This window comes from Paenibacillus sp. NAIST15-1 (assembly GCF_001894745.1).
GTDB lineage: Bacteria > Bacillota > Bacilli > Paenibacillales > Paenibacillaceae > Paenibacillus_B > Paenibacillus_B suaedae.
In genome coordinates this window covers 48,192-73,828 of record NZ_BBYF01000002.1, presented here as the reverse complement: position 1 = coordinate 73,828, position 25,637 = coordinate 48,192, and the positions used below count along the sequence as shown (strand labels likewise).

Below are 25,637 nucleotides of genomic sequence, written 5' to 3'. Positions count from 1 at the left end.
GATAACTTACCCCGTCTTGATCGTAATCCAATACTTGCAAATTCCATCCTTGGTGTCGCTTAATACGCCCTCGTTGCCTTCAATCACTCTTCGTGAGCGAAGATTATCTTCATCGACTGTCAGCAGCACTTCTGTCAACCCAAGTCCCGCTGCTTCACGAACAAGTTCACGGAGTAAGAGCGTTCCATATCCTTTGCCACGCTCATCTAGCCGGATGACGTAGCCAATATGACCTCCTCGTTCAAGCAGCGCTTCATTCAATCTGTGCCGAAGCTTCCCATATCCAATCGGTCGACCGTCCACATAAAGCCAATATATCGTCTGCTGCACATATTGCGGCATTAGATTTATCCCTTGCGATATATTCCAATGCTGTCTCAGGTAGCTTCGGAATTGGCCTCTTCTTATGCCGTACGCACTATTGACGAAGCCATTCTCACCTGGGCCGATCCCCTGCAGCATCTCGTAAATATCATAACCATCTGTAAGCTTGAGCGATCTCAGCTCTATCGTCTTCTCAGTCCCACCCATGGTGTAATGCCTCCAATCCCATCTATTCAAACATTACAATCTTAGGCTCCGCCGCATGCTCACACAGCAAGGTGAACAACTGACCCCGGTGATGCGCCAAATGAAGGATGATTTCCAGCATCCACTCAAAGCGCGAATATGCAACTCCCCAATACGCGGTTTTGATTTCAAGCCAGTGCTCTTCCGACCACGAACGCATCGCTTCAACTAATGATTGGTGAGCGTCTGCCAACGTTTCCTTCATTTCTTCGATTGTATGTGGTGTATGTTCTTCATAGAAACGATCCATATCGGTCTGAGTTGCTTCGTTCATAATATGCAGATCGGCCGCGCAAATGAGAGTCAAATGAGCGAGCATGTCTCGTAAAGAACGTTTATGAGCCATGGGCTGCAAATCCAACTGCTGCTCTGTTACCTGTTCCAAGATGCAACGAATTGATTGTACAGCAAGATTCAATTGATGAATAAGTGATTGTTTATGAGCTTCCATGTCGATTGAAACCTCTCCCTGTGTCAATGATGTATGTCTCGCAATTTGATATTTTCGCACACCAATATGAACGTTTGACAACATATTCATGGGTGCTATAGTAGTATTGTTAAATCATTACATAGAAAAACATAGAAAAGGGGTAACAGCTATGAATCTCTCAACAGGTGTGTTAATCCGCTTTACCAAAGCATTAGCCGTGATGTTCTTCGGGCTGTATGTGTTCCTCGTCGCCTTCGGCAATATTACAGATTATAATACGAACTTCCAATTCGTGAAGCATGTGCTTAGTATGGACACCACATTTCCCGATAACAACATTATGTACCGCGCCATAACAGGAACGACGATTCATCATATTGGTTATATTGCGATTATCATCACAGAGGCAGCTGTCGCATTCATTTGCATCTGGGGATCACTTCGCCTGTTCTCCCACTTGCATGCAGACGCAGAATCCTTCCACAAAGCGAAGAACTTGTCGATCGCGGGTCTTATTCTTGGCTTGTGCGTGTGGTTCCTAGGTTTTCAGGTAATCGGTGGCGAATGGTTCGGCATGTGGATGTCCTCAGAGTGGAATGGCTTGTTCCCTGCGGATCGACTGACTACATTCATGATGGGTGTTCTCATTTTTCTAACCATGAAAAACGATGAAGTGAACTAATCTACCATTTCCCTATTTTGCCAATCTATTATAATACGAAAAAGGCGACAAATCCAATTTGACGCCTTTCTTTTCGATATATTTAGTTGTTCTTCTCTTCGTTCCATCGCAAGATTATATACAACATTCAGCTTCCTACGATTCTTCCTTCTGTGTTCTGCCCGCTCCACGATCCAGCAAGCGGCTTCCCTGCTCCATCGCCATGCATAGGATCATGCCTACGATCAATCCGTTGTTCGCCATAGTCTTCAGCAGCCCTGGCAATTGCCCAACTGCTTCAGCCGGGATGAACATACAGCCAATCCCCATCATAATAGATACGCCGAGGATAAAGCGATTGCGCTCATTCATAGGAATCGATTGGAGCTCCTTCAATCCCAATCCAACCATCGAAGCGAATGGGATGAATATCGTTGCATACCCTACCGGCATGGGAATCGATGCAAAAAAGGCCGTTGCAGGCGGAAAGAAGCTAATCCCTGCAATGAGCACACAGGCAATAACGAATGGCAGACGCTCATAAATTCGAGTCGTCATGATGAAGCCCGCTGTCCCTGAAATCGGAACACATCCCATTGCGGAGAAAATGCCTCCTAAGCCTGTATTCGCACCCATCATCAGCATTGTACGATCATAATTGACAGGTTCGGATGTCTTTCCTGAATTATCCATAACGCCCTCCATGACGCGAATGCTCGTCATCATATTGGCAATGAGAAGAAGACTGACGAACAAGGACGTCATCAAGATGCCAGAATCCAATTCAGGCAGGCCCCAAGCGAATGGCATAGGCGCTGATACCCATGAAGCAGAAGGCTGTATAGGCTCTGTGATGCCGAGCAGATAGAACAACAGCCAACCAATACACAAGCTAATGAGCACAGAATAGTTGCGCAAAAAGGCCTTCGAACTCCGCGGCAGCAGCATGGCACACAATAATGTAATAATTGCGGGAATCGCAACCTGAAGCTCTACATGTGTAGAGGCACGATAGCCAACTCCGAGCATTCCCTTCATGAAGGAGCCGCTAAGCTGTGCAACAAGCAGAAGCAGATACGTCCCTACGACAAGCGGTGTGAACAGCTTGCCAATTGCCGACGTTAAGCGCAGCACAGCAATGATAATGAAGAGCGCGCCTGCAATCAGCATCCCCATCTCCAGCTGCCGCAGTCCGCCTTCGAGCGATATTGTTCCTGCCGCGATGAGGCCGCCGTAGACTGCGAAGACGCCCCACCATAAACCAGCCGGATTCTCCATAATCGGCAGCCGATGACCGAACATCGTCTGCAATATACCTGATATCCCGATAATCAAAAACGTGCGCTGCATAAATTCCGCAATATCCTGCGGTGAAAATCCAAACGCATGTCCAACAGCCAGCGGAGCAACGAGGCTTCCCGCCAAAATAAATACGAGCCATTGGAATGAGGCCAATCCTAATTTCATGATGTCTCACCTGTTCCTATCTCTATCTAAGTTGTCTATTCTATGATGCAGTTGTAATGCTATGAACCTTCCAGTCCATACTGCCTAATCTTATAATACAACGCTCCGCGCGATATGCCGAGCTGTCTAGCTGCCTTGGCCTTGTTGCCCTTCGTTCGCTGCAGCGTCTCCGAGATAAGCGCTCGTTCCATCTCTTCCGAATGAACGCTCAGCGGGAGTTCGGGCTGCGTCAACTCATTCAGTGTCGTAAGCCGGGCATAGTCGGGCAGATCCTGAGCAGCAATGACCCCGTCTCCGCCGCGCCCTAGATGAGACGCTAGCGCATATTGCATCGCATTGGCCAATTGCGCCATGTTGCCGGGCCAACGATAAGACGTTATCGCCGCCATTGCATCCGCACCTAGACTCGGTATAGCCGCGCCAACCTTCTCCGCAGCTTCACTTAAGTAGAAGCGTGACAATTCAGGAAGCTCCTGCTGGCGCTCCATGAGAGAAGGAATATGCTCGATCTGGAACACATAGTACATCTCCTTCAACAATTGAGCAGATTGTTCCCGCTCAAATCCAGCCCACTCACCGTTCTCTTCTGGAATCGAGGCTATCACATGCGCATCGAGCGTGACGGCTTCCTTCGATTCCATCTCTCCCGACCGAACATATTGACCTTCTTGCAGTGCTTCTATTAACCTCTCCTGCACCGAAGCCGGAAGCATATGCACATCCTTCAAATACAAGGTTCCATTCTGCGCCAGCTCAAGCTTGCCTATTCGTGGGTGCTCTCCTTCATAGCCGAACAATTCAGCCTCCAGCAGGCCTGCTGGAATCCCACTACAGCTTACATAGACGAACTGTCCTTCACGACCACAGTGAGCGTGCATCCACTTCGCAACCGACTTCTTCCCTGCTCCTGCAGATCCGGTTAGCAGCAGCGGACACTTCATCCGAGCCAATGCCCCTAGACTGCTCTGCTTCTCCGCGGTCAGCGGCAGTAAGGATGTCGTCACTCCCTCTTCACTTGAACGGCTGACCATCTCTGCGCTCAATTTCACATATTGTGTTACATTCCGTTCAATCGAAATGGCGCCCATAAGCTCCTGATTCTGATCGAATACAGGAATGGCATTGATCATCACGTGCATCCCCGGACGCGGTTCATGATAGACCTCGCGAACTTCCTGTCCGCTCTCCATCACTTGCAGCAGCATAATCGATTCCCGTTGGAAGTAGTCTCCGATCTTCCGCCCTACGATGACAGTCCGCTCAATGCCATACGTACGCTCAGCGGCACCATTCCAATAGATAACCGTACCCTCAGGATCAACAATCGTCACTGCATCATTCGTCGCTTTCAACACGCCTTCGAGCCATGATTGTATTTGTTGCGACTCTAGCATTCTATCACCGATTCTTCTCTATTTTTTCTTAAATTATGGCAAAAAGAGTGGGAAAAAGCAACGAAAACACAAATAGACACCTGTTCCGTGCACATGTAGAGCCCAACCCATTTTCCATATGATGCTAAAATAATGATTTACTTTATGCGCTTGATGTGATTATAATTAATCATAAATTGTATTTGTGTATAATTTTTGAACACTTATTCCAGTGCTAATGAACGTATTGCGAATGAGAAGAATGTAAAAATACCATTACAGTAAAGAGAGGAAGCTGCACGCCATGGAGGCAATCATGCGCAATGCATTTCTCTTTCTCTCGAAGAATCGGCTGGCCAATCGCACAGCGAAGAAATACGGACTGCGATTTGGCGCTAAACGATTCGTCGCGGGAGAGCAAATTTCGGAAGCGATTACAACGGTTAAGCAATTAAATGATCGTGGAATCGTAGCCACGCTCGACCATCTTGGCGAGTTTATTTCCACCAAAGAGGAAGCAGCAGAATCAGCACAGTATTGTATCCGCACCTTAAATGAAATAGCAGCGCATCAAGTTACGTCCAATCTCTCAGTCAAGCTAACTCAGCTCGGCTTGGACATCTCGCCACAGCTCTGCATGGATCATATGCGCGCCATCCTAGATACTGCTCGCCGTCATAATAACTTCGTGCGCATCGACATGGAAGACTACGCTCGCAACGAAGCTTCCATCGACATCTTCAATCAGCTTCGCGAAGAGTTCGGCAGCACGGTTGGCCTTGTCATTCAGGCTTATCTGTACAAGAGCAGCGAGGATATCGAACATCTTAACCGCTACAAACCCAATCTGCGGCTGGTTAAGGGAGCATACAAAGAATCACCACAGGTTGCATACCCGAACAAGGTTGATGTCGACCGCAATTTCATCCACATCATTGAACAGCATCTAGCCAACGGCAATTATGCCGCGATCGCCACACACGACGACCACATCATCGATCACGTCAAACAAATCGCACAAACTCACAATATTCCACGCACACAATTCGAATTTCAAATGTTATACGGCATTCGGACTCAAGCACAGCAGCAGCTTGCTGACGAAGGTTACACCATGCGCGTATATGTCCCATACGGAAATGACTGGTATGGATATTTCATGCGCCGACTTGCAGAACGTCCTGCGAACGTCGGGTTCGTTCTCAAATCGATGTTTAAGGCATAGGGGCATAGGCATAGCATCCTGCATGCTATAGCAGATCCATCTCATACAAATTGACAGCACTCAACTCCATATTACTAAGTATCCATTCGTTAAGGAGGTCATCTAGATGACAGTAATCGATTATCGGAATGAGCCATTTACGGATTTCACAGCAGAGGGCAATCGCACGGCAATGCAAGGCGCATTGCTCAGAGTGCGTGAGCAGCTGGGTAATACCTACCCATTGGTCATCGGCGGCGAGCGAATCTTGACAGAGAAGCGAAGCACCTCTTCGAACCCAGGCGACCTTGATCAAATTGTGGGCCATGTTGCTCAAGCTGGCGTCGAGCTCGCAGAATCAGCAATTGCAGCAGCGGATGCAGCATTCTCCAAGTGGCAGCACGTTGCCCCAGATGTGCGTGCAGGGTATTTGTTCAAGGCAGCTGCCGTCATGCGCCGCCGCAAGTTCGACTATGCTGCTTGGCTTGTATACGAGGTCGGCAAGAACTGGGCAGAAGCAGATGCGGACGTGGCGGAAGCAATTGATTTCTTAGAATTCTATGCGCGGGAAATGATTCGTCTTAGTGGTCCACAGCCGATTACAACAATTGCTGGTGAAGACAATCGTCTCACTTACATTCCACTAGGCATCGGAATCGTCATTCCACCGTGGAACTTCCCGCTTGCCATTATGGCTGGCATGACCTGTGCAGCTATCGTATCTGGGAATACTGTCGTGCTGAAGCCTTCTTCCGCCTCTCCTGTCATTGCAGCGAAATTCGTTGAGTTATTGGAGGAGGTTGGCCTTCCAGCAGGTGTAGTAAACTACGTTCCTGGTTCTGGCTCAGAGATTGGCGACTTCTTAGTTGATCATCCGCGTACTCGCTTCGTATCCTTCACGGGATCACGCGACGTAGGACTTCGCATCAATGAGCGTGTTGCTAAGACACAGCCAGGCCAGCTGTGGATCAAGCGCTTCATCGCAGAAATGGGCGGTAAGGATGGCATCGTCGTGGATCAAACCGGAGATGTGGAAGAAGCAGCAACTGCGATCGTACAATCTGCCTTCGGCTTCCAAGGACAGAAGTGTTCCGCCGGTTCGCGCGCCATTGTCCATGAGGCGGTATACGACGAAGTTGTTCGACTCGTCACCGAGAAAACGCAAGCTTTGCGTGTAGGTCTGGCTGAGGAGAACGCCCCAATTGGTCCAGTCATCGATAAGCATGCGTACGACAGCATTATGAAATATATTGAGGTTGGCAAAGGCGAAGGCAGACTCGTAGCTGGAGGCAGTATTGCCGATGGCAACGGATACTATATCCAACCGACAGTGTACGTAGATGTTGATGCAGAAGCAACCATCATGAAGGAAGAAATATTCGGTCCCGTACTGGCGATCAGCAAGGCTTCGAACTTCGAGCAAGCGATCGATATTTTCAACAATACCGATTATGGCTTGACCGGTGCAGTGTACAGCATGAACCGCGAGCATCTGGAATATGCGCGCCATCATATGCACTGCGGCAACCTGTATTTCAACCGTAAATGTACAGGCGCACTAGTAGGCGTACATCCATTTGGCGGATTCAATATGTCAGGAACCGACTCGAAGGCAGGAGGAAGAGACTACCTGCTCCTCTTCACACAAGCGAAGCTTGTATCAGAGAAGTGGTAATCTCCAATTCACTTCAATGATATAATTTACTAAGATTAGCTGCACTTATCCTACGATCGAGATTAGCCGGCAGGCCTCCTCTGTTACAGGGACAGCTTGCTGGCTTCTTTATGATAAAGAACCATCTGGATGCACAGGGTTACCGGTAACATTATTGATGGCTTTTCGTTATCTCTTCCCAAGTAATAGGGCACCCGCAATCAAAAAACCGAGAATTTCTGCAACAATCCAAATAACGCGAGTATACCGATTTTCCACATGATCCATGTCTTTCAGCTGTGTAACTTGATGATTATATTCATGAGGGCGTATCAGCTGCCCAATCCCATCCTCCGTATGCTTCTGGGCCGCATGATCCATCTTAGGCGCAATTCGAACAATCTCACCATTGTCGTACCTGCCTAGAACCCGTTCTCCATCAATTACAAACGATAATGACTTTCCGCCGCTATTCACATAGTATTGCAAGGCTGCAATGTCCGGCTCTACCTGTGCATCCTTCAAAAGCGCCTTACCTTCTGCAATCTTAAGCGGATAACTTCCCCACTTCATCTTATAGTTCCTATCTGTTGTATCCGTCCTATCGAGTGAGAATAACGCCATATCCCCAACATTCCATGCATAGCACACATTCGCTTGCTGAGCACAGGTAACTGTAATGTCTTGCTTCGTCTGCTCACCTGACACGATATAGATGACTTGAATCGCTACCCCTGCCTTCTCATTTCGTATCACTTGCCCAATAAGCAGCGTATCTTGGTCGTTGTGAGTCAATCGGTGTAGTACATCTGCGGCTTGAACAGGGATTACGAAGGATATAGTCAGCCATAGAAATAAGCCAAGGCAACAAATCCTTCTCAAGGCTACACCTCCACACAATGATTACCTTCCTGCCTGCTTCTGTGATGTCTTGGAATCCATTTACGTTTCCGTATTATACCATTCCATCTCATAAAATGTCTTCCTTCCATTCAAAATAATAAAAGGATATGAAGCTGCTGCTTCACATCCTTTACCCACTTCAACTTATGTCCTGCCTTCATCCAAATATGCTATACGTCGGTTGCAGGTGCTTCTTCAAGCGTATCCCATGCTGCAGTCAACAATTCATCGAACAAATCGTCGTCTCCTTCGAGCTTCGCATCCAACTCGTAGAATTCTTCTTCGTCACCAGACTGGGCAGTGAAGTGCAGGTTGTAATCCCAATCCTTCCCGTTCTTGCTGAAGAAGCTAACTTCATACGGTGATTTCAATTGCTCCAACTGGAAAACTACTTGTCCGATATAAGTCTTGTCTTCATTCTGACGCATCGATGCCTTCGTTATCGTTACACTCATGTATTATCCCTCACTTCATCCTTCAATCTCTATCATTATAGGTAAAAATCCGATTCGATGCCAGTCACTTAGCTTAGCTTGAAATGACGTACAGAAGCTTGCAGCTCACCAGCAAGATCGTTTAATCGCGTAACTGATCGATTCATATCTTCCATAGCCGTCGATGTAACCTGTGATGCGGAAGATAACAGCTCACTTTCATGAAATGCATGCTGTGCAAGATCGCTCAACTGCGACAATGCAGCTGCAACCTCCTCTGATCCTGCCGACAACTCTTCCGTAGATGCGGACACGTCTTGAATTTGCAACGCAACCTGTTCCGTCGATTGGGTGATACTATGGAAGGATTGCCTAGCATGCAGCACTGCCTTTTGCCCGAGGAGAACTTCTCGTGTGCTCTCTTCCATCGCTTCAACCGCTGCATCCATCTTCTCATTCACTTGACCTACAAGGCTTGCGATTTGCCCTGCCGCATGCTTAGACTGATCTGCCAGTTTCCTTACTTCTGATGCAACAACAGCAAATCCCTTGCCATGCTCCCCGGCTTGTGCCGCTTCAATAGAGGCATTTAGAGCAAGCAATTGAATCTGCGCAGCAATAGTCGTCATCACGTTTACCATCTGTTGAATTTCAGCAGATTGCTTGCTTAATTGCTCGACCGTGTATGAGGCATTGCGGTTCGCCTCATGAACTGCCACGATTTGCTGTTCCGCTTGACGAATGAGCTCATCCCCACCTGAGGCCGATTTTTCTGTATGGAGGGCGGAATCAGCAACCTCAGCCGATGTTGCAGCGATTCTCGCAATTCCTTGTGCCATTTCTTCTACTGCTCTTGCACTCTCGGCAGATGCACGCATTTGTATTTCGGCGCCTTCAGCAATTCGATGCATCGACTCCGAATATTGATTGGTCGCGTCCGTGGTCTGCAATACCGACTGCTGAAGCTGCTCTGACGAATCCGCCACCATATCTGTTACGGATTGAACATAACTAATCAATTGGGATAAATCAACACGCATCTTCTCAAATGATTTCGCCAATTGCCCCATCTCATCGTTTGTAGTCCGAATAATAGGGTGACGCAAATCGCCGTCTGCGATTACACGGGCAGATTCATTCAACTGCTTCATAGATCGAGCGATGGATCTGGTCAACACCACCGCTGTCGTAATCGCAATGAGAACGGTTGCAAGCAGCAAAATGAATAAGACCGACTGATGAGAACGATTCGCCTGCTCCACGGCATTCATCTCCTGCTGAATACGGTCCAATTGCTGCGACCGTATGTCGTCCATCTGCTTGTTAATTTGTTCAGAAGCTTGGTCGAAGGAGCCCATCGTCTGGTTCCCCGCTTCCGTTCCTTTATCAATATAATCATGTGCCATCTGTTGGCCCATCTCATAGAAATTCCTAAACGATCCCTCAATCTCATCTAATTTGCTGGACAGCTCTGGATGAAGCTGCTTGAAGTGCTGAACATCCGCTTGGAACTGTGAGACATACTTAGCGGCTTGGTTGAATCCATCGTCCATACCATCCTGCGCTCTCGTAACCCCAATATCGGTAAGCCACTGCTGAACTTGAACGACCGACAGCTTCATATTATCTGCGAGCAATGTTGATTGAAGTGTTCGTTCCTTTATCTCTTTCATTGTGCTCAGTTGATTGCTCGACGCATTATATTGATACGTAAAGATTGCAAACATGCAGATGACAATAATCGAAAACCCTATTCTGTTTTTCCACCGGATACTCATTTATGCCTCTCCTTCTTATGTCAATCGCCTCGTCTCCTTCACATCTTAGCGCAATATATTCCATTTGTCAGTTTACAATTTCACCATATTTCCGAGTGATGTCGCCTACTTAAGAAAAAAGTAAGAAAGTTATTTACTTTTTTCAGTAAAAGATTGAATCCTTACATTTGCTATCGCGTATGGAATGTCATATGCTTGAATACAGTGAAAGGAAGAGCGTTCTCTTCTAACAGATGTGGCAAGGGACCGAACTGCTCTCACAAGTGACAATCAAAGGAGCCCCAGATTTACGATGGAAACAGTGAAAGAATTTTTCAAAGGTCCTGGTGTCAAACGCATCTTTATTCTTCTTGTACTTATCGCCTTGCTCTTTGCAATGCGAAGCATGATCCACCTCATCCTTATAACGTTCATCTTAACGTACTTAGTGGACAGGCTGCACACATTCCTCCATCGGAGGATCAACAAGATCATAAAGGTGAATTATAAAGTAACCGTACTGCTTCTCTATGCAGTACTGCTGCTTGCCATCATCGGTGGAGCATACAGCGTCTTCCCGAAAGTGATTACACAGATTGAGCAGCTCGTGAACAATATTATTCAGTTCTATAATTCAAAGGCTTTCATGAATTACGATTTTGATTTCGAGTTCATGCAATACATTACAGACTCGCTGCAGAAGATCGACCTAGCGAGCTATGTGAGTAAGGGCTTCGACTTTATCGTGAAATCAGTCTCTGATATTGGACAATGGGGTACGAGAGCTATCATTTCCTTCGTCCTCAGCTTGTTCTTCGTACTGGAGAAGAAGCGTGTCATGGAATTTACGGAGAAGTTCAGAACGAGCAAGATTGGATTCATCTATTCGGAGTTGGAGTATTTCGGAAATAAGTTCTTGTATTCATTTGGCAAGGTCATTGAAGCACAGTTCCTTATCGCCATCGTGAATACCATCTTGTCCACAATCTGCTTGTGGTTGCTCGGCTTCCCGCAGTTGTTCGGCTTAGCTATCATGATCTTCCTGCTCGGGCTGATCCCGGTAATGGGCGTTGTGATTTCACTCATTCCGTTGTGTGCGATTGCTTTCACCATCGGCGGCTTGATTAAGGTCTTATACGTCGTCATTATGGTCATCGTCATCCATGCGATCGAGGCGTATATCTTAAATCCGAAACTGATGTCAGCGAAGGTTCACTTGCCAATTTTCTATACGTTTGCCGTTCTTATTATTGCAGAGCATTTCCTCGGCGTATGGGGATTGATTCTCGGAGTACCGATATTCATGTTCTTCTTGGATCTGCTTGAGGTTAGCGTGAGGCAAGAACCTGTGAAGACAGAATAACAGCTGCTTTATAGCAACTCTCATCTCATGGCGAAGGGCCGGTGCGTTAAGCACTCGGCTCTTTTTGATATGTCATTTATGTTTCACAATGTTAAAGACTTCCTAAATTTCACTGTTCCACGAAAAATGACAAAAATGCTCGTCTGCTCACGATTGAAAGTGATGTATTCGTTTTCTTGAAAGTTAAAGCGGTTTTACATATGGTAATCATTAGGATAGTTTGTGATTAGGTAGAATATGGCCTAATTAACAGATTGGAGGATAATGGAAACACGAATAAACGCTTGGTCAATATTTCCCACACCGCAATGCTTTTCCACCTAGACCACATCATCACGGCACGATACCCTACTTTGTTGAAGCAGCATCAAATTTATTCATCTCGCGCATACATACACCTACACACTTTTTCGCTTTATCACCACAAAGCAAGGAAGATTTTTCATGTTTCGTTCGAATTAGAGAGAGAAGGAGTGAAACTACATGCAGTATTTTTTCTATGTGACAACGTTCATCTTCTTAGGATTTCAGCTCTTGTATACGATCGTTCCCTTATTGTTCAGCAAGGTGAAGCAATTGAATAATGACCTGAGCGAAAAGTCAATCAGCGTACTCGTCCCTGCCTACAACGAAGAGCTCACGATCAAAAATTGCATCGAGGCAATGAACAGTGTCAATTACTACAACTTCGAGGTCATTATTATTAATGATGGCTCGAAGGATAATACCATGCAGCGTTTAAATGAGCTCCTTGATTTGAAGCCAGTTCAGCGTACGGGCGACGGCAAGCTAGCGTATCAAGCGATCAAGGGCATCTATGGCTCTACTACATATAAGCATATTTTCGTGATCGACAAACTTAATGGCGGCAAGGCTGATTCGCTCAATGCCGGCATTGACTGCGCACAATCGGATATCGTCATTACACTTGACGCAGACAGTATGCTGGAATTCAATTCATTGAAGTATGTCAATCAATATTTCCACAATGAGGATATTATCGCACTTGGCGGTACGGTCAAGATTGTGCAGGGCGCTGAGAAGCAAAATGGCGTCATCGTAGAGAAATTCATGGGGAAAGGCCTAATCAAGAGCCAAATTCTTAATTACATTCACGGATTTTATGTACGGAAGCTAACCCAATCCGTATTCAATTCGATCGTCGTCATTTCCGGAGCGTTTGGCGCCTTTTACAAAGATGTGCTGGTTCAAGTGAATGGCTTCCGCAGCACCGTTGGCGAGGACATCGACATTACTTTGAAGATTCATGAATACATGAAGGCCAATCAACTGAAGAAGAAGCTGGTCTACGCACCTGAAGCCGTATGCTATACGGAATGCCCTGAAAATCTGAAGAACTTCAATAAACAGCGGATACGCTGGCAGAAGGCTTTCGTAGACTGCATCTTGATCTATTGGTCCCAGCTATCGCAGAAATTCAGCCTAGGCGTCAGTCTATTTTTTGCTATCGATGGCTTTGTGCTGGGAACCCTTACGGCGTTCACGACGATTATCTATCTGATTAACATGCTTCTATTCGGCGGCAGTATCACACAAATGCTCATCCTGTTCTCCATCATTGTTCTCGTAAATGCCGCTCAAATCATCACCTCATTGTATTTATGCAAGAAGTACGACAGCAGCTACTCGCTCCGAGATTATATCTATATGTTCTTGTTCAGTCAGTACGAGCTGCTCACTTACCGTAATCTACTGCTGTACTTAAATATTGTCGGCACCATTAAGTACTTTGATAATGATGAGGGCTGGGGCTTCGTAGAACGCAAAGGCGTAGCCACCATTAGTTAATACCTGTATCTGCGCAACCAGCATTGCGGCCATATAACAAATAGAATGCCGCATCTTCATTTTGGGAGGGAGAATATGGAGAGTATTTGGAAGAGCAATCGGATCATTTATGTAGATATACTACGCATTCTGTCAATTCTTGCCGTCATCGTGCTGCATATTACTGCAGATTTGCTGACGAGAACGAATGATTTCGACACATCGTCTTGGTGGGTCAGCAATATTTTCAACTCCGTATCGAGATTTGCAGTTCCTGTGTTTTTCATGATAAGCGGCGCCATGATGCTGCGGGTGAACATTACGACATACAGGGATTTTTATATAAAACGAGTACTTCCACTCGTCATCGCACTAGTCAGCTGGTCACTGATTTATGCGCTTTACAATCAATACGTTATCGTTAACAGCAAGATGAATGCACTTGCGTTTCTGCAGGATTTCGGCTATAAGCTGCTGACGGACGGCAACTACGTCCATCTCTGGTTCCTGTATGCGATCATCGCCATTTATATGACGATTCCCTTAATTAGCAAGCTTGTTAAGACATGCAGTGAGAAGGATTTGCGCTATTACTTATCCTGGTGGGCTGCCATTAGCATCGGTTACCGATTTATTTCAGACATTATCGTCAAGCTGACGGGACAGTATATCAATATTCCGCTATTGAACATTCCGCTGTTCACAGGGTTTCTCGGCTACTTCATTTTGGGACATTATTTATTTACATATGGCTTGCCGGACAAATGGAAGCAGGTATTGTTCAATTTAGGCATCGTCTCCTTCTTCCTAACACCAGTGGCCACCTACTTCGCTTCTAGACATCTTGGGATATTGGATGAGACCTTCTACGGGAACTATTCCATTACGACCTTTTTCATGGCTGTGGCCATGTTTATTTGGTTTAAGGAGAAGGAACCAACCCTGCATGAGCGAGTCAATTACAAGCTGCAAAAAATGATTGGCTCGATTTCGAAAGCAAGCTTCAGTATTTATCTCATTCATTTATTGATTGAGCTGCTCGTATCGAGAAGGGCCGAAACAGAAGCGTCCCTACTCCAGACATCATCCAATCTCGTGTTCAATGTTATCGCCGTATTCACTGTCAGCTATCTGCTTGTGAAAATGTTGAATCTCAGCAAGGTCATGACTACCGTTCTGTTCGGTGGAAAGGGGTAAGCGCGAATGAAGGTCAGTCTCTATACGAAATTATTTATTGCTGCTCTGCTGGTTGGAATGTCTCTCTATGCTTACAATGTGAGCAGTCAGGCCGAACAGAAGATCACTTCGGTGTATATTCCAATCTGGAAAGATATCAGTCAAATGAACTGGAAGGATCAAGCGATTGATATCGCCTTTATTGCATTTGCCCGAATTGATAAGAACAACATCTATTTCCACGAGAACAAGGACGAAAATGAGCGGATTAAGCAGCAAATCACGAAGTTGAAGGAGAAGCACCCTCAGACTCGATTCGTGCTCGCCGTTGGCGGATATAATGCCGATGGCTTCTCTGACGCTGCGATGGATGGAAATCGCTATTCGTTCACGGAAAGCATTATTAGCATGGTGAAGGAACTGGATTTGGACGGTGTCGATATCGACTGGGAGTATCCCGCCTTCGATGCCTGGGGTGCGATTAAGGCACGTCCTGAGGATTCAGTCAACTTTACAGCGCTGATGAAGGAATTGAGGGAACAGTTGAACCGACTTCCGCATGTGCATAAGAAGTACTTGTTAACCTTTGCCGCGGGCACGCAGGACTGGTATTTCGAGAAGGTCGACGTCAAGGAAATAGAGAAATACGTCTCCTACATCAATGTCATGAGCTATGACTTGACAGGAAGATGGTCGGATACGACCGACTATAATGCGAATCTGTACAAGGATGCGAAGGGCAAGGCCAAAGAGAGCGTCCATGACATTATTCAGCGCTACAAGGCTCATGAGGTAGACAGCAAGAAGCTGCTGCTGGGCATCCCCGCCTATTCTTATGGATGGGAGAAGGTCAAGAGCGAGCCGGGCAGCAATGGCGCCTTCTCCATCGGCAAGCCTATCGACATTGACAAGATCGATCTGAGCTATAGCACGATCGTAAAGAAATACTTGAATCAGAAGGGATTCAAGCGTTATTTCGATGAGACCGCTAAGGCCGCTTACTTGTTCAATGGGGATACCTTCATCTCCTATGAAGATGAGGAGGCCTTGAAGGCTAAGATTGCATACATTAAGGAACATGAACTGGGCGGTGCAATGGTCTGGGAATATTCGCAAGATGCGAAGGATGGAATCGTCAATTATTTAACGAAGCACTTGAACAAGTAAAGTGAATGAATGAGAGTATGCAGACCTCATTGCCGCCACATACAGCGACATGGGGTCTGCTCTATTTTCGCGATAAGCAAGGCAAACTAAGGAAGCTTGTTAATCCTGATCTTCTTGTTCCAGCTTCAGCACCCTGCCTCTACCTGCAGAATGCCTATAATGCCTTCCACTGATCTTCATAATTCATAGCAACCCCATTCGCATCCACCTGTAGACGAGCAGTATATCCGCTATCGATGGAGCGATAGATATAGGTGTTGTCGCCTGTCTTCTCATAGGATTGCAGCAATGGCTGCACCTTGAATTCGGGGAAACAGATCCATGCCGCCATAACCTCGGCACATTGACCAATCTCGAGCTGCAGACGCCGAATAGGCAGCACATTGGTCGATGGCGTTACACCAATATCAATATCCTTGGCGCCTGTTAGTTCTTCTCGAACTACCCCATTTACTGTCCAGCGATCTTGATGATCCCGCTCCAGCCTGAGCGTTCTTAACTTCTGTTCTTCGTGGTAACGCACCACGACTTCCTCAGTTCCCCCCTCTGCATCGCACTTCACTTCATATTCAACGAAACAGCGATCCGCATCGGCACAGATTACTTTGCCTTGAATTACCGTTGCAGGCTGCAAAGTAACTGTACAGTATTCAAGGCCTTCGCCTTCAAGCCGTTTCCATATAACATCATATGTCATCATGATGCCTCCCTTTTCCATGTTGTCGCAACTTCCTTGTCCTTCCGTATTGCGTCTAGCACCTATCCATAGATTACCACTTCATTCTACCTTACCTGAGGTTTGCACTCCAACTAGAGAATTTGGGCTCACGTCTTGTAGGCGAATACATATGATATGGCATATAAATTCTTATAAAGGCAGGTTACGAGCAATGGCTACCAATAACTCCATTGATTTCGCTTCACCGGATGCTCATTTTGCTTATGATGTGAATCAGTCCTTATTCTTTCGCAAAGATGCAAACAACTACATTAACGTATTGGGCGTAAGCCAATTAAATACGCTAGGCAACGTCTCGCTACTGGATATCTATTTAAGCAGCGGCAATACCGTAGAACCCCATATTCATCAGAACGCGAGTGAATTGGTCTATTGTGTAGCAGGAGAAGCACTTGTCAGCCTCATTAATCCGTTCACGAATCAATTATTAAACTATCAAATCAAGCCAGGACAGGTCGCCAATGTCCCCCAAGGCTGGTGGCATTATGAGGTTGCGAACCAAGACAATACACATCTGATTGCGATCTTCGATGCACCTACTCCAGAAGTCATCTTCGGCTCAGACATACTCCGATTGACCCCTCCAGCAGCCTGGGCGCATTCGTATTGCCTTGATGAGGCGAAAGTAAAAGATACATTGGCTCCAATTACAAAGACCGTTGTCATCGGGCCACCAGCAGATTGCCAAGCATGTGAACAGGAAGTCGATGATGTGACGCATTCAGCATACAACTATTCCTCTAACACGTCCTCACATCCACACTCCCCTTACTCCCAGTATCAACACCCTGCTTATTCAGCAAATGGATTTCCTCCCTATTATCCTTTTCAACGAACGTTTTTTTGAAATCAATCACAGCGGCAAGCAAATTATAGATATTCCGCAAACAAAGAGGAATCCCCCGATGGCAAGCATGGGGGGGATTCCTCTTTCCTATCTATGAAGTTAACTGAATAACCGCAGTGTATTTTGCCTTTATTGAACCGCTTGACGGCGCTCGCGATCCACTTCGGCAATCAGCTCTTCCATTACTTGATCCGGGGAGCGGTGAACGAGCCAATTCTGGCCGAACATTTGCAGAACCTTAATCGCAGGGAAGTCTCCCCAGAACCCGACAAACCCTTCATTCAAAACCACCTGGTCGATAACATGCTTATTCATCTCATTGAAGCACTTTTCCAATACCGATTTGGCAAGCGGATCAGCGATCCAGTCATTTAACAGGCTGAACTTGTGGAAAGACACCTCTTCCTTGCCAAAGTCACAGAATACGCGCTCCGTCAGGCGAATATCCCGGGAAGAGCTGCCTGCAACAAGCTTGAAATAGCCCGTTTCGGCGACCCAACGATTGTATTTTGTATTGTAGTAAGCGAAGTCCCGCTCTTCCAGCTCGAACACGACTTCCTTCTTCTCATGCGGCTGAAGCTCGATCTTGGCAAAGGCCTTGAGCTCCTTCTCTGGACGCGTCCACTTGCACTCCTCGTCGTGAATATACAGTTGGACAACCTCTTTCCCTGCTACGGCTCCCGTGTTTTCTACTTGCAGAGACACGGTTACGCGGCGATCATGCTGCATAACCTTCATGTCTGAGTAAGCAAAGGTCGTATAGGACAATCCATGGCCGAACGGGAATTGCGGTGCAAGCTCCTTGCGGTCATAGTAGCGGTACCCAACAAATAGTCCCTCACGGTAATACAGCTTGCCGTTCTCGCCGCGGATTCGCATATGGGATGGATTGTCGGACAGCTTCACAGGGAATGTCTCGGACAGCTTGCCGGATGGATTCGTCAAGCCGAACAGAATCTCCGCAATCGCACGGCCTGAGCCTTGCCCAGTCAGCCAGGAGTGGAGCACACCCGGTACATGCTGCACCCAAGGGCGCATCGCCATTGCAGTACCGCTGCTCGTTACGACAATGCATCGCGGCTGTGCAGCCGCTACCGCCTGAATTAGCTTCACCTGATGCTCGGGAAGATCGATGCTCTCAAGGTCATGCATTTCGGACTCCGCATATTCGGGTTGTCCGACGAACAGAATCGCGAGATCAGACTTCGCTGCAAGCGCTGCGCTCTCTTCGATCATGGCCTCATCGATACGTTCATCCTTCGGATAGCCTTCCGCATAGCTAAATTGTACAGACTCGCCAGCAATCTTCTGCACCTCTTCCCATGGGATGTCGACACGCGTTGGCGTCACTTCGGCACTTCCGGCGCCTTGAATTCTCGGTTTCTTCGCGAATGTACCGATCACGGCAATCGATTTAGTCTTCGCAGTGTCGATCGGCAGAATGCCATTGTCATTTTTGAGCAGTACGATGCTCTCAGCCGCTGCTTTTCTCGCCAGCTCATGATAATCAATTGCAGCTGTATTCGACTCCTCTTCATTGGCCGTTACCTGTTCTACCAGTGTAAGAATGCGCCGTACGCTCTTATCGAGCTGCTCTTCCGGCAAGGTGCCATTCTGAACCGCCTCTACAATCGCAGTCGTATTGTAATGAGCAGGTCCAGGCATTTCAACATCAAGTCCTGCCTTGAGACCGCGAATACGATCGTTGACTGCCGTCCAGTCCGACAGCACGACACCTTCATAGCCCCATTCTTTGCGCAAAATGTCATCTAGCAGATGCTCATTCTCGCTCGTATAGGAGCCGTTAAGCAGGTTGTAGGAGCACATAATTGTCCACGGATCGGCCTTCTTAATAATCCGCTCGAACGCACTCAGGTAAATCTCACGCAAGGTACGCTCATCAACCTCCGAGCTGGTCACCATCTTCTCAAACTCCTGATTGTTGCAAGCAAAGTGCTTGACGGAAGCCCCAACGCCTTGACTTTGAAGCCCATTCACGAAGGCTGCGCCGAGCTCACCGGACAGACAAGGGTCTTCGGAATAATATTCGAAGTTGCGGCCGCCTAACGGCGTGCGCTTCATATTAATGCCAGGCCCAAGCAGAAGCTCGACGCCCATTTCCTTCCCTTCAACGCCAAGCGCTACACCAACCTCGTGCAATAACTCCGTATTCCAAGAAGAACCGATTGCAGAGCCGGTTGGATAACACGTTGCTGGAATATTTCCTGTCGTAGCAATCCCCATCTCTTCATCGCTATTCGTCTTACGGATGCCATTCGTACCGTCATACATGTGGAGCGGCGGGATATTCAGGCGGTCGATCCCCTTCGTCATCCACATATTCAGTCCTGCACATAGCGAAGCCTTCTCCTCTAGCGTTAATTCCTTCATCCAATCGTTTATCTTTTGATTCATAATATATCCCCACTTTCTACGTTTTATTGCTGTTTCGCCTCTTCCTGCTCCTTCTTCAGCTCTTGCGCGTCATAAATCTTATAGAACGGATACCATACGGCAAAGATGATGGCCAGCACGACTGCCAGCAGGATAAGCCCATTAAAACCGGACATGAGGTATGTGGACAATCCAATCGGCGTATACCACAGCTGGAACACCTTGCTTGGAATCTGAGCGAACCCAAGGTCTAGCGCCAAGTATACGATAATCGGCGTAATGATACCGTTGATCCACATCGGAATCATCAAAATCGGATTAAATGCTATCGGTGCTCCGTATATCACAGGCTCGTTGATGTTAAATAAAGATGGAACGAGCGTCGCCCTGCCAATCGATTTCAGCTTCTGCGACTTCGCAAACAGGAACAAGATGATAAGCGGCAGGGTCGCACCAAGTCCGCCTACTCCGAGCCAACCGGAGAAGAATGTCTCAAACGTATTAATGTTGACTGGTTCAAGTCCTTGCGCCACCAGGGCTGCATTCTGCTCAATCGCTGGAATCCAGATTGCATAGAAGATTGGGATGATCACCCACGGACTGACCCCGAAGGAGTACAGCGCGACGCCAATCATGTTAAAGAGCAGGAAGCCCCATAGCGTTTGGCCTAACGCGTTAACTGGCTCGAATACGCTTACAATCAAATTAAAGATATCGAAGTTTAGCTGATAGACGAGCACCCAACCTAGCGTAAGAATAATCGCAATCGGAACGAGGAAGTCGAACCATTCCATGATGAACTCCGGCAAAGTCGAATCCTCTTTGAAAAATGAGAAATTGTTGAACACATTGAGTACTACAGCCACCGCAACTCCGACAAGCAGCGCGGTAATCATTCCAGAAGGGCCGAAACGTTCCATAATGAACTGAATTGTTCCGTCTTCATTCGTGACGGGCTTCAGCAGCATCAGGAATAAGGAGATGCCTGTCGCTCCGGCAATGAGCTTGATTTTGTCGCGCCCTTTCTTCTGCATCACCGTGTAGGGCGTGAGGAAAGCGATAAAGATCCCCAGCAAGCCGAAGCTGAATGTGGTTATAGGCGTTAAGTCCGGCATTCCCGGAATAAAGTCTTTCAGAATCGAGATCAAGGTAACAAACGATCCAATAAAAATCATAGGTAGGGTAACCATAATGGCTTCCTGAATGGAAGATACCCATACGTTGTTTGTAAACGCCTCCAAACGCGGCGCAAATTTTTCGTTCATCCACTTCATGAGACGATCCATGTATATTCCCCCTTCGCAGCATATTAATGATTGGTTATGTCATGTCTTAAGTATAGAATTGATTGAGAGCGCTTTCTTGTTCTTCTTTGCTGCAATTAGGGACGTTTCTAGTTCTCCTAGGCCCAACCAGATTAGCATTTGCAGAATGGAAACCGTTTACACAACAAAAAACACCCCTCCGAGAAGGGGTGCGCTTTGTGTTTCATGGACCGGCAAATAAGAAACTGAAGCCTCCTGCTGTAACTGAGGCCAACTAGTATTGCCTTGCAAACGTAAGCAGCATCACGCCATGAGGCGAAAGGGTCACTTCTTGCTGCCAGCCTTGTACAGCATTAATCATCTGGGTATTCATCACCGGCCCGCTTCTGGCGTCCAAATAATGAAGCTCCTCCTCGGTGAGAAATTGAGGGGTGCCAAGTCGAACCCATTCATCGAACACAGATCCGTGTTCGCGATCCAGCAGGTAGCTTGTCATTTTATAGCTCCCAACAAGCCCTTCGAGGCGGATATGGAATCTTTTATCCCCCTTCTCCTCAAATACGGCATATCGATTCGTATCGGACAGCTCCGACCAATCTCCGCTCGCGAATAACTGATCGACATGCACGTAATGATACAGAAGCAGCTGTACACTGCCATCGCTGCGCCTTGTCGCGAAATAACCGTCCCCGCGAGCGATAATCTGATCCCCAAGCCTGTGCAGCAGCTCAAAAGCATAGTAGCTTGGCTTTCTTAGCCCATCCCGATTCATAAGCCCGAATCCCCCGTAGAAGTGGGATGTCGGAACGATGCTTTCCTCGAATACGTCTGTAAAAGACCAGAAGGCCAATCCCTTCATAGTGCCAAGCGTTGTGAGCGCATGATAAATGACGAACGGGGCCATAAAGGCCGTATCATGCACCAGATTGCGGTCATACAGCGAGAAGTTCCACTCGGTCATGAACAGTTCCACATCGCGATAAGGCGTAACTGAGAGCTTGGCTTTCAATCGTTCAATGCTCTCCATATAAAAGGACGGCGGCATGATCGTGGTCAGGCGATCATTCTCCTCCTTCTGGAAGGGGTACTCCGAATACACATGGAAGGAGAAAAAGTCGAGCGGCACCTGACGATCGCTGCAATGCGCCAAAAACTCCTCCGCCCAAGTATCGTTCCATAACGAACCGTAGCCAAGAGCAGGTCCGCCTACCTTAAGCTCCGGTGAGATGGACTTAATCGCCTGCACCGTCGATTCATAGAATGCAAAGTATTCCTCCTTCGTCCCTGCCCAACACACGCCGGACAAGTCAGGCTCGTTCCAGACCTCAAAGTACCAGCGGATCACCTCGTCCCAGCCATAGCGGTTCATACAGTGGCGTACGAATGCCTGAATCAGAGCATCCCACTTGGCCTGCTCCTTAGGCGGGGAAATGCTGCCTTTCCACCAAAAAACGGTTTCATTCGACCTTCTCAACAGGCTCGGCATAAACCCAAGCTCGACAAACGGCCTTACGCCCTGCTGAAGCAAATAATCATACAGCTTGTCCACGTAGGACCAATTGTAGATCGGCGTACCGTCAGCCTCCTCGCTGTATACCATCATTTCATCATTAAAAATGCCGTGGAAGCGAATATATTGAAAAGGGAATCGGCGCTGCATCCCGCTGAACTGGCATCGCCAGTCCTCTCTTAATCCCTCGATCGCCCGCCCTGCCGTCGTGACGACATTCCAGTGCTTATCGAAAGGCGTACCTTGCTCATTCGCGCGAACCATTACGTTTACTGACGTTGAACCGGCGGCTGATAAAGTACCCGGTAACTGGGAAACGGGTCTGAACTCTGTTCCATCGTCCGTATGGAGATGAAGGTAGCGATATAGTGAAGACATTGCCTGAATCGTATCGGTTTCATAATAGTCTCCGCTGGATGACTCATCATAGGTGAGCGGCTTTCGATCTGGATCCGGCAAATCGGACAGGGCGAAAGCTTCCCGATATGCGCTCGGCGTACTGTTGTATTTTTCCTTGAAATATTTATTGAACAGCTTTACATTGGCAAAGCCGCAGTCGAGCGCAATTTCCGTGATGCTCTTCGCCGTATTAGCCAGCTCTACCTGTGCTTTCTCGAGACGGACAAGCGTCAAATACTTTTGAAAGGGTATACCGATCTTGTCACTGAAGAAATGGGAAAAATAATGCAGGCTTAAATGCTCCTGATCTGCCATCGTCTGAAGCGTAATTTTCTGGTTAAAATGCTGATCAATGTACTCGAGCACCCGATTCAGCCGCTTGTAGTCATACGACTTCGCATCTTCCAGGGCCGCCTCGTTGGTTCCAGATGCGAAATAGCGCAGCAGATGGCCGCACAGCATCTGTAGACACCCCAGGGTATAGCTGCGAAAGCCGCTTGCCTTCTTATTGATCTCATAGACCATCTTCGCCAAATAATGGCGGATGACATCATAGCTCTTGCGATTCTCCTCCGTCTGTGTACTGGAATTGCAATGAATAAACGTGCTCGTATCGAGCCACTCCGGGCCGAATTGCAGCGTCAGCAGCACGTTATCCTCGTTCATGCGCTCAATCTTGTGCACAGACATGCTATTGATGACAATAATATCGTCCTGACGAAGGGTATATTGGCGCTGATCCGTATACATGACCACCGTGCCTTGAAGAACATAGATAATTTCAATCTCTTTATGCCAATGGAAATGGATATGCTTCACGCTGTTTACGAATAACTTGATAGGCAAATCGTCTTGGTGCTGTATAAACTCGTATAAGTAACGGATAATCAAGCTCCCCCTTTCCATACTTTATTATGTGATTGAGCGCCCAGGAAATTCAAGGAGACTTCTTCTTCCTCCGAACAAAAAACTAATTCCAGTTCAGGAAACTTATACATGAGTCTCCGTTTGCCTGAATAATTGAATATAAAAATCCTCGTCAAAGCGATCTTTTGGTTGAAAGCAGGCAATTCAGCAACTTAATTGTAACCGCTTTCTTTATAATGAAGATTAGGAGTTCCTTCGAGAACTCCCAATAACTCATGAATGACTGCCTCGAAGCAGTCCAGGAAAGGGAGGATGCTATGTCCCGTTTTAAGCATGGCAAGAAGATCGAGGTGGCCCTCATCGTTCTTCTCATGTGCACGCTGCTCATTCCCTTCTCGCAAGCCCAGGCTGGCGGATCAACGCTGACCATGGAGCAATCATTTCCAAATGTCGCCAATGGCTGGGCTAAGGTAGAACGCTGGAAGGACAGTAATCCCATGTTCACATCGGAACAATATCCCCCAGATGGCCGGGGAGATCAGAATGGACAGCGGCTCACCTTCTTCGGAGGCGTTGGCCAGCCCCATTCAAGCCGCTTCTTGCTGTACTATGCACCTCAATATGACGCCAATGCAAAATCCACACCCGTTCTGCTTGTCCATGGTGCTAACGACAATGCCGACCGGGCTTGGGCTAACCCAAATGAGTTCGGGCCGAATACATGTGGAGCTTCCTCATGCCCGAGCACAGGCCTGATGCAGCAGCTTGTCAGCCAAGGATATAAAGTATTTGCAATCGGATTCGGCCACAAGCATGGAGACAATTACTATGCCGCCGAACACATTCAGAATGCCATCCACATTATTAAGCAAATAACGGGTGCCAGCAAAGTTGATGTTGTCGCTTGGAGCAAAGGGGCCTTCGCCTCGCGGATGTATGCTTCCTCTGTGGCGAAAGGCGGCGGAACTCCGTATGCCAATGATATTCGAAAGCTTATTCTCATTGGTAATCCGAATAAAGGAACGGACTTTATATTCAGGCACGGATGGACCTTCAATTATGGAATCATTCCGGAATGCGGCGGCAATGTCAATGCCCCTTCTCCCCACACACAAATGATCTGTTATGGCACCTGGCGCAATCATCCCGAGCTGTCCATATACAGCACATCTCAAGGCAACTATTTTCCCGGGCAAAAGCAAATGTTGGCGAAATGGGATACTACGTACCCGCTTCCGACGACGGAGCAAGATTGGTATACAACCTATTATGGAGGTACGGGATTCTTCACGAAGGGAGATGGGATTGATGCTGCAATCCAGCAGGGCTCGCTCGTCAACAAACTTATAGGCTCCGGCATACCAGGTACAATTGCCACTTACCTGCTGTCTGGCAATGAAAACAACATTCCGAACGTGCACAATGAGCATACAGGGCCTAGCGATGGAGTGGTATTCGTGAATAGTGCTTCCGCAACAGATGGAATTGGAACTGTCGCAGGAAATGTTACCTTGAAGCTCAATCACTTAAAGCTGGCCTGGGCTCCGCAATCCGTTAATGTCATCGAACAATGGCTCAATGCAGTTCCTTAAAAGGGAAATCAGACAGAAACTCAAATTTCAACACAATACAATAAAATTAATAATTAGTAAATTTATTGAATATT

Annotated in this window: 20 protein-coding genes; 9 read left to right on the top strand and 11 right to left on the bottom strand. The window is 47.3% G+C overall.

What is annotated here, in order from left to right; all coding sequences use genetic code 11:
• Positions 1 to 6: 6 nt before the first annotated feature.
• Together PBN151_RS03990 and PBN151_RS03985 are read right to left on the bottom strand one after the other, a co-directional pair.
• Positions 7 to 531 (bottom strand): GNAT family N-acetyltransferase, encoded by a 525-nt coding sequence (locus PBN151_RS03990; protein WP_072727811.1) that lies wholly within the window; start codon positions 529 to 531, stop codon positions 7 to 9.
• Between the two features lie 22 nt (positions 532 to 553).
• On the bottom strand, positions 554 to 1,021 hold the full coding sequence (locus PBN151_RS03985) for a DinB family protein (protein WP_072727810.1): 468 nt from the start codon (positions 1,019 to 1,021) through the stop codon (positions 554 to 556).
• A 151-nt stretch (positions 1,022 to 1,172) separates the two neighbouring features.
• Between PBN151_RS03985 and PBN151_RS03980 the strand changes: the two genes are divergently transcribed.
• Positions 1,173 to 1,685 (top strand): DUF2165 family protein, encoded by a 513-nt coding sequence (locus PBN151_RS03980; RefSeq protein WP_083544898.1) that lies wholly within the window; start codon positions 1,173 to 1,175, stop codon positions 1,683 to 1,685.
• 135 nt (positions 1,686 to 1,820) lie between these two features.
• Here the strand turns inward: PBN151_RS03980 and PBN151_RS03975 are convergent, their stop codons facing one another.
• Both PBN151_RS03975 and PBN151_RS03970 read right to left on the bottom strand, forming a co-directional pair.
• Entirely contained in the window at positions 1,821 to 3,131 is a 1,311-nt protein-coding gene (locus PBN151_RS03975) for a purine/pyrimidine permease (RefSeq protein ID WP_072727809.1), read from the bottom strand.
• A 59-nt stretch (positions 3,132 to 3,190) separates the two neighbouring features.
• Positions 3,191 to 4,525 carry a sigma 54-interacting transcriptional regulator gene (locus tag PBN151_RS03970; RefSeq protein WP_072727808.1) on the bottom strand — a complete coding sequence of 445 codons (1,335 nt, stop codon included), beginning with the start codon at positions 4,523 to 4,525 and terminating at the stop codon, positions 3,191 to 3,193.
• A 283-nt stretch (positions 4,526 to 4,808) separates the two neighbouring features.
• Here PBN151_RS03970 and PBN151_RS03965 point away from each other — a divergent pair, with 283 nt between their 5' ends.
• Both PBN151_RS03965 and pruA read left to right on the top strand, forming a co-directional pair.
• Positions 4,809 to 5,729 carry a proline dehydrogenase family protein gene (locus PBN151_RS03965; protein ID WP_072727807.1) on the top strand — a complete coding sequence of 307 codons (921 nt, stop codon included), beginning with the start codon at positions 4,809 to 4,811 and terminating at the stop codon, positions 5,727 to 5,729.
• 106 nt (positions 5,730 to 5,835) lie between these two features.
• The gene (gene pruA / locus PBN151_RS03960) at positions 5,836 to 7,383 is read left to right on the top strand and encodes an L-glutamate gamma-semialdehyde dehydrogenase (RefSeq protein ID WP_072727806.1); all 1,548 of its coding nucleotides are present in this window, start codon (positions 5,836 to 5,838) and stop codon (positions 7,381 to 7,383) included.
• A gap of 168 nt (positions 7,384 to 7,551) precedes the next feature.
• Here pruA and PBN151_RS03955 read toward each other — a convergent pair whose 3' ends face one another.
• The 3 genes from PBN151_RS03955 to PBN151_RS03945 form a co-directional block, all read right to left on the bottom strand.
• Positions 7,552 to 8,244 (bottom strand): hypothetical protein, encoded by a 693-nt coding sequence (locus tag PBN151_RS03955; protein WP_072727805.1) that lies wholly within the window; start codon positions 8,242 to 8,244, stop codon positions 7,552 to 7,554.
• A gap of 191 nt (positions 8,245 to 8,435) precedes the next feature.
• The gene (locus PBN151_RS03950; RefSeq protein ID WP_072727804.1) at positions 8,436 to 8,720 is read right to left on the bottom strand and encodes a hypothetical protein; all 285 of its coding nucleotides are present in this window, start codon (positions 8,718 to 8,720) and stop codon (positions 8,436 to 8,438) included.
• A 68-nt stretch (positions 8,721 to 8,788) separates the two neighbouring features.
• Entirely contained in the window at positions 8,789 to 10,477 is a 1,689-nt protein-coding gene (locus PBN151_RS03945; RefSeq protein WP_072727803.1) for a methyl-accepting chemotaxis protein, read from the bottom strand.
• 292 nt (positions 10,478 to 10,769) lie between these two features.
• Here PBN151_RS03945 and PBN151_RS03940 point away from each other — a divergent pair, with 292 nt between their 5' ends.
• From PBN151_RS03940 to PBN151_RS03925, 4 genes are all read left to right on the top strand, one after another.
• Complete coding sequence (locus PBN151_RS03940; protein ID WP_072727802.1) at positions 10,770 to 11,819, top strand: AI-2E family transporter; 1,050 nt, start codon at positions 10,770 to 10,772, stop codon at positions 11,817 to 11,819.
• A 483-nt stretch (positions 11,820 to 12,302) separates the two neighbouring features.
• Positions 12,303 to 13,628 (top strand): glycosyltransferase family 2 protein, encoded by a 1,326-nt coding sequence (locus PBN151_RS03935; RefSeq protein ID WP_072727801.1) that lies wholly within the window; start codon positions 12,303 to 12,305, stop codon positions 13,626 to 13,628.
• A 75-nt stretch (positions 13,629 to 13,703) separates the two neighbouring features.
• Positions 13,704 to 14,804 carry an acyltransferase gene (locus PBN151_RS03930; RefSeq protein ID WP_021253147.1) on the top strand — a complete coding sequence of 367 codons (1,101 nt, stop codon included), beginning with the start codon at positions 13,704 to 13,706 and terminating at the stop codon, positions 14,802 to 14,804.
• Positions 14,805 to 14,810: 6 nt separating this feature from the next.
• On the top strand, positions 14,811 to 15,950 hold the full coding sequence (locus PBN151_RS03925; protein ID WP_072727800.1) for a glycoside hydrolase family 18 protein: 1,140 nt from the start codon (positions 14,811 to 14,813) through the stop codon (positions 15,948 to 15,950).
• 154 nt (positions 15,951 to 16,104) lie between these two features.
• On the opposite strand, the gene PBN151_RS03920 is transcribed toward PBN151_RS03925, so the two are convergent.
• Entirely contained in the window at positions 16,105 to 16,650 is a 546-nt protein-coding gene (locus tag PBN151_RS03920; RefSeq protein ID WP_072728474.1) for a putative glycolipid-binding domain-containing protein, read from the bottom strand.
• Positions 16,651 to 16,840: 190 nt separating this feature from the next.
• Here PBN151_RS03920 and PBN151_RS03915 point away from each other — a divergent pair, with 190 nt between their 5' ends.
• Positions 16,841 to 17,536 carry a cupin domain-containing protein gene (locus tag PBN151_RS03915; protein WP_072727799.1) on the top strand — a complete coding sequence of 232 codons (696 nt, stop codon included), beginning with the start codon at positions 16,841 to 16,843 and terminating at the stop codon, positions 17,534 to 17,536.
• Positions 17,537 to 17,665: 129 nt separating this feature from the next.
• On the opposite strand, the gene PBN151_RS03910 is transcribed toward PBN151_RS03915, so the two are convergent.
• The 3 genes from PBN151_RS03910 to PBN151_RS03900 all read right to left on the bottom strand — a co-directional run bounded on the left by PBN151_RS03910 (position 17,666) and on the right by PBN151_RS03900 (position 23,995).
• A complete protein-coding gene (locus tag PBN151_RS03910; protein ID WP_072727798.1) occupies positions 17,666 to 19,951 on the bottom strand; it encodes a beta-glucosidase family protein in 2,286 nt (761 codons plus the stop codon).
• Positions 19,952 to 19,974: 23 nt separating this feature from the next.
• The gene (locus PBN151_RS03905; RefSeq protein WP_072727797.1) at positions 19,975 to 21,216 is read right to left on the bottom strand and encodes a PTS sugar transporter subunit IIC; all 1,242 of its coding nucleotides are present in this window, start codon (positions 21,214 to 21,216) and stop codon (positions 19,975 to 19,977) included.
• Between the two features lie 253 nt (positions 21,217 to 21,469).
• A complete protein-coding gene (locus tag PBN151_RS03900) occupies positions 21,470 to 23,995 on the bottom strand; it encodes a GH39 family glycosyl hydrolase (protein WP_227774381.1) in 2,526 nt (841 codons plus the stop codon).
• Between the two features lie 293 nt (positions 23,996 to 24,288).
• Between PBN151_RS03900 and PBN151_RS03895 the strand changes: the two genes are divergently transcribed.
• Positions 24,289 to 25,563, top strand: a complete 1,275-nt coding sequence (locus PBN151_RS03895) for an esterase/lipase family protein (protein WP_139295271.1) — start codon at positions 24,289 to 24,291, stop codon at positions 25,561 to 25,563.
• Positions 25,564 to 25,637 lie beyond the last annotated feature (74 nt).

Bases quoted from the DNA above. Each gene is read 5' to 3' on its own strand.
- PBN151_RS03935 (WP_072727801.1), top strand. From the start codon at position 12,303: ATGCAGTATTTTTTCTATGTGACAACGTTCATCTTCTTAGGATTTCAG.
- PBN151_RS03965 (WP_072727807.1), top strand. From the start codon at position 4,809: ATGGAGGCAATCATGCGCAATGCATTTCTCTTTCTCTCGAAGAATCGG.
- PBN151_RS03925 (WP_072727800.1), top strand. From the start codon at position 14,811: ATGAAGGTCAGTCTCTATACGAAATTATTTATTGCTGCTCTGCTGGTT.
- PBN151_RS03970 (WP_072727808.1), bottom strand. From the start codon at position 4,525: ATGCTAGAGTCGCAACAAATACAATCATGGCTCGAAGGCGTGTTGAAA.
- PBN151_RS03910 (WP_072727798.1), bottom strand. From the start codon at position 19,951: ATGAATCAAAAGATAAACGATTGGATGAAGGAATTAACGCTAGAGGAG.
- PBN151_RS03945 (WP_072727803.1), bottom strand. From the start codon at position 10,477: ATGAGTATCCGGTGGAAAAACAGAATAGGGTTTTCGATTATTGTCATC.
- PBN151_RS03985 (WP_072727810.1), bottom strand. From the start codon at position 1,021: ATGGAAGCTCATAAACAATCACTTATTCATCAATTGAATCTTGCTGTA.
- PBN151_RS03920 (WP_072728474.1), bottom strand. From the start codon at position 16,650: ATGATGACATATGATGTTATATGGAAACGGCTTGAAGGCGAAGGCCTT.
- PBN151_RS03930 (WP_021253147.1), top strand. From the start codon at position 13,704: ATGGAGAGTATTTGGAAGAGCAATCGGATCATTTATGTAGATATACTA.
- PBN151_RS03940 (WP_072727802.1), top strand. From the start codon at position 10,770: ATGGAAACAGTGAAAGAATTTTTCAAAGGTCCTGGTGTCAAACGCATC.
- PBN151_RS03950 (WP_072727804.1), bottom strand. From the start codon at position 8,720: ATGAGTGTAACGATAACGAAGGCATCGATGCGTCAGAATGAAGACAAG.
- PBN151_RS03915 (WP_072727799.1), top strand. From the start codon at position 16,841: ATGGCTACCAATAACTCCATTGATTTCGCTTCACCGGATGCTCATTTT.
- PBN151_RS03990 (WP_072727811.1), bottom strand. From the start codon at position 531: ATGGGTGGGACTGAGAAGACGATAGAGCTGAGATCGCTCAAGCTTACA.
- PBN151_RS03905 (WP_072727797.1), bottom strand. From the start codon at position 21,216: ATGGATCGTCTCATGAAGTGGATGAACGAAAAATTTGCGCCGCGTTTG.
- PBN151_RS03975 (WP_072727809.1), bottom strand. From the start codon at position 3,131: ATGAAATTAGGATTGGCCTCATTCCAATGGCTCGTATTTATTTTGGCG.
- pruA (WP_072727806.1), top strand. From the start codon at position 5,836: ATGACAGTAATCGATTATCGGAATGAGCCATTTACGGATTTCACAGCA.
- PBN151_RS03980 (WP_083544898.1), top strand. From the start codon at position 1,173: ATGAATCTCTCAACAGGTGTGTTAATCCGCTTTACCAAAGCATTAGCC.
- PBN151_RS03895 (WP_139295271.1), top strand. From the start codon at position 24,289: ATGTCCCGTTTTAAGCATGGCAAGAAGATCGAGGTGGCCCTCATCGTT.